Annotated in this window: 9 protein-coding genes; 1 reads left to right on the top strand and 8 read right to left on the bottom strand. The window is 64.1% G+C overall.

Annotation, left to right across the window (positions count from 1 at the left end):
- Positions 1–3: 3 nt before the first annotated feature.
- Entirely contained in the window at positions 4–3,162 is a 3,159-nt protein-coding gene (locus NRS07_RS15025) for an efflux RND transporter permease subunit (protein WP_259208327.1), read from the bottom strand.
- 32 nt (positions 3,163–3,194) lie between these two features.
- Entirely contained in the window at positions 3,195–4,385 is a 1,191-nt protein-coding gene (locus NRS07_RS15020; RefSeq protein ID WP_259208326.1) for an efflux RND transporter periplasmic adaptor subunit, read from the bottom strand.
- 155 nt (positions 4,386–4,540) lie between these two features.
- Here NRS07_RS15020 and NRS07_RS15015 point away from each other — a divergent pair, with 155 nt between their 5' ends.
- Positions 4,541–5,158 carry a TetR family transcriptional regulator gene (locus NRS07_RS15015; RefSeq protein ID WP_259208323.1) on the top strand — a complete coding sequence of 206 codons (618 nt, stop codon included), beginning with the start codon at positions 4,541–4,543 and terminating at the stop codon, positions 5,156–5,158.
- 94 nt (positions 5,159–5,252) lie between these two features.
- Here the strand turns inward: NRS07_RS15015 and tal are convergent, their stop codons facing one another.
- From tal to pgi, 6 genes are all read right to left on the bottom strand, one after another.
- The gene (gene tal, locus NRS07_RS15010; RefSeq protein ID WP_259208321.1) at positions 5,253–6,182 is read right to left on the bottom strand and encodes a transaldolase; all 930 of its coding nucleotides are present in this window, start codon (positions 6,180–6,182) and stop codon (positions 5,253–5,255) included.
- Between the two features lie 30 nt (positions 6,183–6,212).
- Positions 6,213–6,713, bottom strand: a complete 501-nt coding sequence (locus tag NRS07_RS15005; RefSeq protein ID WP_259208319.1) for a GAF domain-containing protein — start codon at positions 6,711–6,713, stop codon at positions 6,213–6,215.
- An 87-nt stretch (positions 6,714–6,800) separates the two neighbouring features.
- A complete protein-coding gene (locus NRS07_RS15000) occupies positions 6,801–7,655 on the bottom strand; it encodes an SIS domain-containing protein (protein ID WP_259208317.1) in 855 nt (284 codons plus the stop codon).
- A 12-nt stretch (positions 7,656–7,667) separates the two neighbouring features.
- Positions 7,668–9,137 (bottom strand): glucose-6-phosphate dehydrogenase, encoded by a 1,470-nt coding sequence (gene zwf, locus NRS07_RS14995; RefSeq protein WP_259208314.1) that lies wholly within the window; start codon positions 9,135–9,137, stop codon positions 7,668–7,670.
- A 100-nt stretch (positions 9,138–9,237) separates the two neighbouring features.
- Positions 9,238–10,140 carry an SMP-30/gluconolactonase/LRE family protein gene (locus NRS07_RS14990; protein ID WP_259208312.1) on the bottom strand — a complete coding sequence of 301 codons (903 nt, stop codon included), beginning with the start codon at positions 10,138–10,140 and terminating at the stop codon, positions 9,238–9,240.
- Between the two features lie 31 nt (positions 10,141–10,171).
- Positions 10,172–11,827, bottom strand: a complete 1,656-nt coding sequence (pgi, locus tag NRS07_RS14985) for a glucose-6-phosphate isomerase (protein WP_259208310.1) — start codon at positions 11,825–11,827, stop codon at positions 10,172–10,174.
- Positions 11,828–11,937 lie beyond the last annotated feature (110 nt).

Genomic DNA, 11,937 nt, shown 5'->3' with positions numbered 1-11,937 from the left:
CGATTATATTTTTTCGTGAACTGCGGTTGCTGCCGGTTCTTCGTGCGCGTATTTCTTGCGCTGGCGCTCGCTGCCCTTGAACAGCTTGCGCACGACGACGAAGAACATTGGGACGAACAGCACTCCCAGCGTGGTAGCCGTAATCATACCGCCCATCACGCCGGTACCGATCGCGCGCTGCGATGCCGAGCCGGCGCCGCTTGCGATCACCAGCGGCAGCACGCCGAGGATGAAGGCCAGCGACGTCATGATGATCGGGCGGAAACGCAGGTGCGCCGCTTCGATCGCCGCTTCCATTGGCGTGCGTCCCTGCGCCTGCAGGTCTTTCGCGAACTCGACGATCAGCACGGCGTTCTTGGCCGCCAGGCCAATGATGGTCACCAGGCCGATCTTGAAGTACACGTCGTTCGGATAGCCGCGCATCGTGGCCGCCAGGATCGCGCCCAGGATACCGAGCGGCACCACCAGCAGCACCGACACCGGGATCGACCAGCTCTCGTAGAGGGCCGCCAGTGCCAGGAAGATCGCCAGCATCGCAAACGCCATCAGGATGCCCATCGTGCCGCCGGAAAGCTTCTCCTCGCGCGACTGCCCGGTCCATTCGAAGCCGAAGCCCGGCGGCAGCTGGGCTGCCAGACGTTCCATTTCGGCCAGCGCATCGCCGGTCGAATAACCCGCCTTGGCGTCGCCCGAGAGGCTCATGGCCGAATAGCCGTTGTAGCGGATGGTCTGCATCGGTCCGGTCACCCAGCGGGTCGAGGCGAACGACGACAGCGGCACCGGTTCGCCCCGTGCATTGAGGGCGCTCAGCTTGAGCAGGTCGTCGGGCTGCATGCGGGCCTCGGCCTCGGCCTGCACCACGACGCGCTGCAGGCGCCCGGCGTTCGGGAAGTCGTTGACATACGACGACCCGAGCGCGGTCGAGATCGCGCTGTTGATCGCTTCAAAACTCACGCCCAGGGCCTGCGCCTTGTCGCGGTCGATGTCGAGCCTGACCTGTGGCGCATCCTCCAGGCCTTCCGGGCGCACGCCCGACAGCACCGGGCTTTGCGCGGCCATGCCCAGCAGCTGGTTGCGCGCCGCCAGCAGCGCGTCATGGCCGTTGCCGCCACGGTCCTGCAGGCGGAACGAGAAGCCGGTGCCGCGCCCCAGTTCGGGGATCGGCGGCGGCGACAGGGCAAAGATGAAGGCGTCGCGCACGCCCGACAGGCCGCCCATGATGCGGTTGGCCACCGACTGCGCGCTTGAATTGGCGTCCTTGCGTTCGTCCCAGTCTTTCAAGGGAATGAAGGCCAGCGCCATGTTCTGGCCCGCGCCCGAGAACGAGAAGCCCAGCACGCTGACCATGTTGGCCACTTCAGGCTGCTTCATGATGAAGTTCTCGGCGGTGCGCATCACTTCGTTGGTGCGCTCGAGCGTGGCGCCAGGCGGCAGCTGGATGTTGGCGATCACATAGCCCTGGTCTTCGTTCGGCAAAAACGAGTTGGGCATGCGCGTGAACATCAGGCCGACCAGGCCGATCACCAGCACGAACACCATCAAGGCGCGGCCGGAGCTGCGGATAATCTTGCCGACCCAGCCTTCATAGCCCTTGGCGGTGGCGGTGAACTTGCGGTTGAACCAGCCGAACAGGCCTTTCTTTTCATGGTGGTGGCCCGCTTCGACCGGCTTGAGCAGGTGGGCGCACAGCGCCGGGGTCAGGGTCAGCGCCAGGAAGGCCGAGAAGGCGATCGACGACACCATCACGACCGCGAACTGGCGGTAGATGTTGCCGACCGCGCCGCCGAAGAAGGCCAGCGGGACAAACACCGATATCAGCACCACGGTCACGCCGATGATGGCGCCCGAGATCTGGCCCATGGCCTTGCGCGTGGCTTGCAGTGGCGGCAATCCTTCTTCGCTCATGATGCGCTCGACGTTCTCGACCACCACGATGGCATCGTCGACCACGATACCGATCACCAGCACCATGCCGAACATGGTCAGCACGTTGATCGAATAGCCCAGTACCAGCAGCGTGGCGATGGAGCCGAGCAGGGCGATCGGAACCACGATGGTCGGGATGATCGTATAGCGGAAATTCTGCAAGAACAGGTACATCACCAGGAACACCAGCACCAGCGCTTCGATGAGGGTATAGAGCACCTGCTCGATCGAGATGTCGATGAACTTCGAGCTGTCGAACGGTACCGTGGCCTTCATGCCAGGCGGGAAGAACTTCGACAGTTCGGCCACGCGCTCGCGCACCATGCGCGCCGTTTCCAGGGCATTGCCCGACGGCGCCAGCTGGATGCCGATACCGGTGGACGGCTTGCCGTTCAGGCGCGCCGAGGTGGAGTAGGACTGGCCGCCGATTTCGATGCGGGCCACGTCCTTCAGTCGCACGGTCGAGCCGTCGGGGTTCGCGCGCAGCACGATATTGCCGAACTGTTCGACGCTACTGAGCTGGCCGGAGACAACCACGGTCGCGGTGATTTGCTGGCCTTGGGCCAGCGGCAGTTCGCCGATCGTGCCCGAGGCCACCTGGGCGTTCTGGCTGCGGATCGCGTTGTTGACATCGGCCGGCGACAGGCGCAGGCCGACCAGCTTGGCCGGGTCGATCCAGACCCGCATTGCGCGCTCGGTACCGAACAGCTGCGCGGTGCCGACGCCGGGCACGCGCTGGAGCTCGGGCAGGACGGTGCGCGAAGCATAGTCGCCGAGGGCGATCGGGTCCCATTTCGGATCGCTTGACGACAGAATGGTGAACATCAAAAAGTTGGCGCGCACCTTGTCGACCCGCACACCCTGCTGGTTGACCGCCTGCGGCAGGCGCGGGGTGGCGCGTGCCAGGCGGTTCTGGACATCGACCTGCGCCAGGTCCGGATCGGTGCCGGTTTCAAATGTCAGCGTGATCGAGCCGCTGCCGCTGGCCGAGCTGCTCGATTCCATGTAGATCAGGCCGGGGGAGCCGTTCATCTCGCGTTCAATGACGGAGATGACCGCGTCTTCGAGGGTCTGGGCCGATGCGCCCGGGTAGGCGGCGTTGATCACGATCGAGGGCGGGGCCACGTTCGGATATTGTGCGATCGGCAGCTGGGTGATCGACACCGCGCCGATTACCATGATAAATAATGCGATCACCCACGCAAAAATCGGGCGGTCGATGAAAAAACGTGCCATGTGAAATCCTGTTCTTTGCTCGCGCGGGCGCGTTAGCGTGCAGCAGAGGCCGGGGCGGCGGCGGCTGGCGCCCACGGTACCGGCTTGACCGGCGTGCCCGGCGGCAGCATCTGCAGTTTCTGGAAGCCGTCCACCATCACGCGCTCGCCTTCCTTCAGGCCCTCGGTGACGACCCAGGCATTGCCTTGCTGCGAACCGATCTTGACGGTACGCGGGGTCGGCTTGTTGTCGGCGCCGACCACCATCAGGGTGTCGCCCTGGGCACCGCCGCGGGTGACGGCCTGTTGCGGCACGACGATGCCGTTCGCGACCTGGGCTTGCGCCAGGCGCACCCGCACGTACTGGCCCGGCAGCAGGGCGTTGTCCGGGTTGGCCACCGTCGCGCGCAGGGTGACCTGGCCGGTGCCCGGATCAACCGTCACGTCCGAGAACAGCAGGCGGCCGCGGGTCGGCAACTCGGTGCCGTCGTCGAGCAGCACGGTAACTGGCGCGTCATTGACCTTGCCCCCGGCCTGCTTGCGCAGGCGCTGCAGTTCCGAGGCCGACTGGGTGATATTCAGGTACATCGGGTTGGTCTGCTGGATCAGCGCCATCTGGGTTGCTTCGGCTGCCGACACCAGCGCGCCTTCGGTCACCAGCGTGCGGCCGATACGGCCCGAGATCGGCGCGGTCACGTCGGCATAGCCGGCGTTGATTTGGGCGATGCGGACCTGGGCGCGCGACGCGGCCACCGCGGCCTCGGCCTGCTTCCGGGCGGCGACGGCGTTGGTGTATTCCAGCTTGCTGATGGCGTTGGCCTCGACCAGCGGCTTGTAGCGCTCGGCCAGCGACGCGGCCTGGGTCAGGGTAGCCTGGGCGCGGCCCAAGTCGGCCTGCGCTGCGGCCACCTGCGCCTGGTAAGGGGCCGGGTCGATCCGGAACAAGGACTGGCCTTCGCGTACTTCGCTGCCTTCGGTGAACAGGCGCTTGAGCACCACGCCGTTGACGCGGGCGCGGACCTGGGCAGTACGGGCTGGTTCGGCGCGGGCCGGCAATTCCGTCTGCAGCGCGACCGACTCGAACTTGGTGGTGATGACACCGACTTCCGGGGCCGGCCTGCCGCCGCCGGGGCCGCCCGCGGCAGGGGCGGCGTCTTTCTTGCCGCAAGCCGACAGCAGCGCTGCCGCCACCAGGGTGGCGGCAGCGATCCGTGTGAGGGACGTGGCGGAGTATTGTGAGCGCATTAATTGTGCTTTCATTCTGATTTTCGATTCAACTGCCGTAAGCGGGTATTTACCCCAACCTACGAAACGTACTGGCTATTGAGAGTGTTTTTATATACTATCACGGCTGTATGTTTAATGTTCCTGACGCCCTAAAAATGGAGGGCTAGAAAAAAATGGCACGTAAAACCAAAGCGGAAGCTGCGGCGACCCGCGACAGCATCCTGGACGCTGCTGAAAAATTGTTTGCTGAACAAGGAGTCTCAAGAACAACTTTACAGCATATTGCCAGTGAAGCGGGGGTAACTCGCGGTGCAATTTATTGGCACTTTCTTGACAAGGGTGCGCTGCTGCAGGCGATGATGAATCGGGCCAAGATGCCGCTTGAAGAAGCGCTGCTGCTGCTCGATACAAACGAGGGCGGCGACCCGATGCAGGACTTGCGCGAATATGTGATGACGGTATTGCGGGTGACTGCCAGCGATCCGAAAGCGCGCCGCGTATTCGAGATCGTGACGCTCAAGATGGAATTCGTGGCCGACGCCGTCGTCATGCGCGCGGGGCGGCGCGAAAAGCAGCTGATCTGGATGCAGCGGGTGGAAACCCGTCTGAAGCAGGCCAAGTCCCTGGGTAGCGTCAGGCAGGATCTCGATCCGGTGGCGGTGGCCAACGGCATGTGGATCATCATGGATGGGCTGATCCGCAACTGGCTGTTCGATACCGATGCCTACGACCTGGTCGGGCTGGGCGGGGCGGTCGTCGATACCTATCTGCTGGGGCTGCGCAACTGCTGATCCTGTCGCACGCGGGGCGCAGTAGCCCTGCTACCGACCCCGAAATACAAAAGCGCGCCGAGGCGCGCTTTTGTATTGACTGCTTGCGCAAGTGTCAGCGCATCGTGCCGATCATCTGCTTGAGCTTGATCGAATCGGCTACGAAGGCGCGAATGCCTTCGGCCAGCTTTTCGGTGCCCATCGCATCTTCGTTGAGCATGAAGCGGAAGGTCTTTTCATCCATCGTGATCTTCTCCAGGCCAGCCTGGGCCTCGGCGACCAGCTTGCGTTCGAGCGGCGCATCGCTGTCGGCCAGCTTTTGCAGCAGGTCCGGCGAAATGGTCAAGAGGTCGCAGCCGGCCAGTTCCTGGATCTGCGAAGTATTGCGGAAGCTCGCGCCCATCACTTCGGTCTGGTAGCCGAAGGTGCGGTAGTACTGGTAAATGCGCTTGACCGATTGCACGCCCGGATCGTCGGCGCCCTGGTACTCAAGGCCGGTAGACTTCTTGTGCCAGTCGTAGATGCGGCCGACGAACGGAGAAATCAGCTGCACGCCAGCCTCGGCGCAGGCGATCGCCTGGCACAGCGAGAACAGCAGCGTCAGGTTGCAGCGGATGCCTTCCTGCTCCAGGATCTCGGCGGCGCGGATGCCTTCCCAGGTCGAGGCGATCTTGATCAAGACGCGCTCGCGCGCGACGCCGGCCTTTTCGTACAGGGCGATCAGTTCGCGGCCCTTGGCGACGGTGGCTTCGGTATCGAAGGAGAGGGCGGCGTCGATCTCGGTCGACACGCGGCCCGGCACGAACTTCAGGATCTCGACGCCGAAACCGATCAGGAGGTTGTCGACGATGTCGTCGATGCTCGCATGCGGCGCGTCCAGGATAGCCTTTTCGAGCAGCGGACGGTATTCGGGCTTTTGCACCGCCTTCAGGATCAGCGACGGATTGGTGGTCGCATCCTGCGGCGTATAGGCCTTGATCGACTGGAAGTCGCCGGTGTCGGCGACCACGGTGGTGTATTGCTTGAGTTGTTCGAGTTGGTTCATGGCGTTATCTACAGTGAAGGTTTGCTAGGATCAGGAAAAGTCCGTACCGTCCAGGAAAGCCGCAACCATGCGCTCAAGCCCCGCACGGTCTTCTTCCGAAAACCGGTTCAGCACCGGGCTGTCGATATCGAACACGCCGAGCACCGCGCCATCTTTGATGAGCGGGATCACGATTTCAGAATTCGATGCCGAGTCGCAGGCGATGTGTCCCGGGAAGGCGTGCACGTCGGCCACCACGATGGTCTTGCCCTCGACGGCGCTAGTGCCGCAGACGCCGCGCCCAAAGGCAATGCGGGCGCAGGCTGGCTTGCCCTGGAAGGGGCCGACCAGCAGGTCCTGGCCTTCGCCCTTGCGGGCCGCTACGGTGAAATAGAAACCGGCCCAGTTCAGGTCGGCAAGCGTGTCGTACACGAGGGCGGAAAACTGCGCGGCGTTCGCGATCAGGCTGCGTTCGCCTTCAAGGACGCTCTCGACCTGGCGTTCGAGCAAGGCGTAGTCGGGGCGGTCGCTGCGTTCTGGGTTGATGTGCATGGCGTATCCGGGGTGCTTTGGAAACCGGGTATTTTACACCTGTGGCGGGTTTGCTTCTTGTCGCGGCCCCGGGTGGGGTCACCGGATTCAGCCGATAAACGAATCGAACTGCATGTCGAACTCTTGCAGCGCCTTTTGTGCGTTCTGCATTTTCTTGCGAAATTCCGGCCCGCGCTGCAGCGCCAGCCCGACTGCCAGCACATCGATCACGACCAGGTAGGCCAGGCGCGCCGAAATTGGCGTGTAGGGGTCGATCGCGAACACCAGGTCGATCGGAATGAACAGCGTCGCGATCTCCGCCAGCGGCGTGCCGGACGGCGCCAGCACGATCACGTCGGCGCCGCCGCGGCGTGCCAGCTTGGCCGAGCGGGTCAGGGCCGGGTTGTTGCCGCGCTGGGAAATCGCCACCACCGCGTCGCCTTCGCGCAGCAGCGCCGCCGCGATGGAGTGGATCGCCGGATCGGTATAGGCCACGGTGGGCACGCCCGAGCGAAAGAACTTGTGCTGGGCGTCGCAGGCGACAAAACCCGACGAGCCCTGTCCGTAGAACTCGATCTTGTTGGCACGCGACAGGATGTCGAGCGCCTTCTGGATCAGTTCGGGTTTAAGGTTGTTGCGCAGGTCGAGCAAGGTGTTGATCGAGCGGCTGCAGATCTTGTTGACCAGGTCCGCCGCCAGGTCGTCCGGCGCCGGCTGCTCGTTCGCCCCTGGCAGCGCCAGCGCCAGGCCTTGCGCCAGCTTGAGCTTGAACTCGTGCCAGCCGTCGTAGCCGAGCGTGCGGCAAAAGCGCACCACGGTCGGCTCGGACACCTGCGCGTGCCGGGCCAGCGCGGTGATGTTCTGGCTTACCGTGTTCGCGGGCGCGGCCAGCACCGCCAGCGCCACCTTGCGCTCGGATTTCGAGAGCGAGTCGAGCTGGGTGCGGATGGAGTCGAGCAGCATGGTCGTTTGCCCTTAGTCTTCGGGCAGTACTTCTTCGCGCCACTGCAAGCCATCGCGGCCGATCAACGCGCTCGAGGCGGCCGGGCCCCAGGTGCCCGACGAATAAGGCACGGGCGTTGAGTCGTCCTGCTCCCAGTGTTCCAGGATCGGCTCGACCCATTCCCAGGCCGCTTCGAGTTCGTCGCCGCGCATGAACAAGGTCAGCTGGCCGCGCAGCACGTCCACCAGCAGCCGCTCGTAGGCTTCCATGCGCGGGCTCTTGAACTGCTCGCGGAAGTCCAGTTCCAGCTCGGCCTGCTTCAGGCGCATCGAGTCGCCCGGGGTCTTGGCCATCAGGTTCATCGACAGGCCTTCGTCCGGCTGCAGGCGGATCACCAGGCTGTTGGGCTGGAAGCTCGACGTTGGCTGGTTGAAGATCGAATGCGGGATCGGTTTGAAGCGCACCACGATCTCGGCCAGGCGGTCGGCCATGCGCTTGCCGGTGCGCAGGTAGAAGGGCACGCCGGCCCAGCGCCAGGTGTCGATCTCGGCCTTGACGGCGACGAAGGTCTCGGTCTTCGACCCCTTCGGTGCGCCCGGCTCATCGCGGTAGCCCGGCACTGCCTGGCCGTCGACATAGCCGCCGCGGTACTGGCCGCGCACGACGTTCTGCGACAGCGTCGTCGGTGTGAAGCGCTTGAGCGAGCGCAGCACCTGCAGCTTGGCATCGCGCACGGCGTCCGGCGAAATCGAGGTCGGCGGCTCCATCGCGACGATGCACAGCAGTTGCAGCAGGTGGTTCTGCAGCATGTCGCGCAGCGCGCCCGAGGTATCGTAATAGCCCAGGCGGTTGCCGACGCCGATCTTCTCGGCGATGGTGATCTGCACGTCTGAAATCCATTCGCGGCGCCACAGCGGCTCGAACAGGATGTTGCCAAAGCGCAGGGCCAGCAGGTTCTGCACTGTCTCCTTGCCCAGGTAATGGTCGATCCGGTAGATCTGCGACTCGAGAAAGACCTTGCCGACGTCCGCGTTGATCTGCTTGGCCGAGGCCAGGTCGCGCCCGAGCGGCTTTTCCAGCACCACGCGCGAATTCGGCGAGACCAGGCCGGTCGCGGCCAGGTTGTCGCAGATGGTGGCGAACAGGTGGGGCGGGGTGGCCAGGTAGTAGACACGGGTGAGCGAAGCGTCCTGGCGCAGCGCTGCCACCAGCGGATCATATGTGCCCACATTGGTCGCATCGAGCGCCACGTAGACGATGCGCTTGAGGAAGCGCGCCCAGCTTTCCTCATTGGGCGTGTCCTTGATGTGTTGCTTGGAATTGGTCTCGACCATGTTCAGGAAAGCTTCCTGGGTGGCTTCTTCCCGGCCCACGCAGATGATGCGTGCGCTGTCCGGCAGATCGTTGCAGACATCGCGCGAGTACATCGCAGGCAGCAGCTTGCGCATTGCAAGGTCGCCGCTACCGCCGAAGAAAATGAGGTCGAAATCGGAAAGTGCCATGGGAGCCTGGTAGAGAGTGAAGACTTGGATGTAAATTTACTACACGAATATCGCATTAGCAAGAAAACTTACTACAAAATGAGGCGGCAGACGCCTGCCCTCATGGATGCGGCTGATACTCCGGCTCTTCTCGCCCGGCGACATCCACCCGGATCGACAGCACCTTGCCGCTGAGCGGATAGGTTGCCAGTTCTTGCGCCGAGCGCCCATGGCTGGCACTGGTGATATACAGCGTGCGCAGGTCGGCGCCGCCAAAGGCGACCGAGGTCGGGCAGCGCACCGGCAGCGCAAGCTCGCGCAGGATCTTGCCGTCGGGCGCGATGCGCAGCACGCGGCCGCCTTCGAACATCGCTACCCAGTAGGCGCCTTCGCTGTCGAGCGTCGCGCCGTCTGGACGGCCGCCGTAATCGGCCGCCGACTTGTCGGTCGAGAACGTGAGCAGGGTGCGGGCGTTGGACTGCACCCCGGTTGCCGGGTCGAAGTCGTAGCAGTCGATGCGGTGGCTGGTGGTATCGGCATGGAACATCGTGCGCCCGTCCAGGCTCCAGGCCAGGCCGTTCGAGTTGGTCATGCCGCCGGCCCAAGCGCGGCGCAGGCGGCCGCGCTCGAGCACGTACATTTCGGCGGCCGGCTGGTCGCGCGGCTCGTACATGGTGCCGATCCAGAAGCGGCCCGCCGGGTCCACGCGGCCGTCGTTGAAGCGGACAATCGACGCGTCGTAGGGTGCGTCCGCAACCGGCGTTTCCTTGCCGCTGGTCGTGTTCAGGCAAATGAGCCCGTGGCGCGTGGCGACCACCAGGTTGTTGTCGCCATCGACGGCCAGCGCCGACGGCTCCGAGCCCATCTTCCACGAGGTGAACTTGCCGCTGGCCGGGTGCACGCGGTTGACGGTCAAGCCATTGATGTCTACCCAGTACAGGGCCGATTCGACCTCGTGCCAGGTTGCGGATTCGCCGACCAGCATCGGCGTGTCGTGTACCACTTCGAATTTATCGGTTGCCATGTGCGTGCTCTTTGCGTGCTCGTTTGCGGTTCTAGATAGCGGCCTTGGCGCGGGCGATCAGGCCGTTGGTGGAGCTGTCATGCAGTGCCGGCTGCGGATCGAATGCCAGCTCGGCCTCGATCTTCTTGGCCAGCACCTTGCCCAGTTCGACGCCCCACTGGTCGAAACTGTTGAGGTCCCAGATCACGCCCTGCACGAAGGTCTTGTGTTCGTACAGTGCGATCAGCGCGCCGAGCGTGGCCGGGGTCAGGCGTTCCATCAAAATGGTATTGCTCGGGCGATTGCCGGGGAAGGTCTTGTGCGGCGCCAGGCGCTCGACCTCGAGCGGCGACAGGCCCTGGGCCTGCAGGTCGGTGCGCACTTCGTCCAGGGTCTTGCCCTTCATGAAGGCTTCCGACTGCGCGAAGCAGTTCGCCAGCAGCGCGGTGTGATGGTGGTCCATCTCGTGCGCCGGACGCAGCGCAGCGATGAAATCGATCGGGGTCAGGTCGGTGCCCTGGTGCAGCAGCTGGAAATAGGCATGCTGGCCGTTGGTGCCCGGCTCGCCCCAGATGGCCGGGCAGGTCGCGGTATCGACCGGCGCGCCGTCGCGGGTGACGCGCTTGCCGTTGCTCTCCATGTCGAGCTGCTGCAGGTAGGCCGGGAAGCGGTTCAGGTCCTGGTGGTAGGGCGCGATCGACACCGACGCCGCGCCGAGGAACTGACGGTTCCAGAACCCCACCAGTGCCAGGATCATCGGCAGGTTTTCCTCGACCGGGGCGGAGCGGAAATGCTCATCCATCTCGTGTGCGCCGGCCAAGAAGTCGGTGAAGTAACCGAAGCCCACGGCCAGTGCCACCGGCAGGCCGATCGCCGACCATACCGAATAGCGCCCGCCGACCCAGTCCCAGAACGGGAACATGTTGGCCGGGTCGATACCGAAAGACTTGATGGCTTGCGTATTGGTCGAGACGGCCACGAAATGCCTGGCCAGGGCCGCTTCGCCTTCACCTTCCGGCGCATGCTTCAAGAACCAGCTGCGCGCGGTCTGCGCGTTCATCATGGTTTCGGCGGTCGTGAAGGTCTTGGAGGCGACGATGAACAACGTGGTTTCCGGGTCCACCTGCATGAGCGCCGCATCCATGTCGTGGCCGTCGACGTTCGACACGAAATGCATGCGCAGCCGCGGGTGCGCGTAATGGCGCAGCGCCAGCACCACCATCTTCGGGCCCAGGTCGGAGCCGCCAATGCCGATGTTGACGATATCCGTGATCGGCTTGCCGCTGTAGCCCAGCCAGTCGCCGCTGCGCACCGCATCGGTGAACAGCCTGACCCGGTCGAGCACCGCATGCACGTCGGCGTTCACGTCCTGGCCATCGACGACCAGTTGCGCGCCGCGCGGCGCGCGCAGGGCGGTGTGCAGCACCGCGCGGTCCTCGGTATTGTTGATGCGTTCACCGGCGAACATCGCATCGCGGCGCGCCTCGACGCCACGCTCGCGCAGCAGCGCGGCCAGCAGTTCAAGCGTGCGCCCGTCGAGGCGATTTTTTGAATAGTCTAGGAATAGTCCCGCGGCCTCGCTTGACAGGCGCTCGAAGCGCTGCGAATCGGCTGCGAACAAGCTGCGCAGGTCCCAGTTTTTCGCCTCGCTGGCGTGGGTGTCAAGGGCCTGGAAGCTGGCGGTAGAGGTCAGGGAAGGCTGGCGCATAAGGTCGGGTTCGATGGCACAATGTTGTCAATAGCAGATTAGCGAATAATACAATACGCGTGCGTAAATTCACTACATAAAAGCTGGTGATATTCACATTGCAGCGCCCA

It is taken from the genome of Massilia sp. H6 (assembly GCF_024802625.1).
GTDB lineage: Bacteria > Pseudomonadota > Gammaproteobacteria > Burkholderiales > Burkholderiaceae_D > Telluria.
The sequence above is the reverse complement of the archived record's forward strand: the minus strand, read 5'-3'. Positions and strand labels throughout refer to the sequence as shown.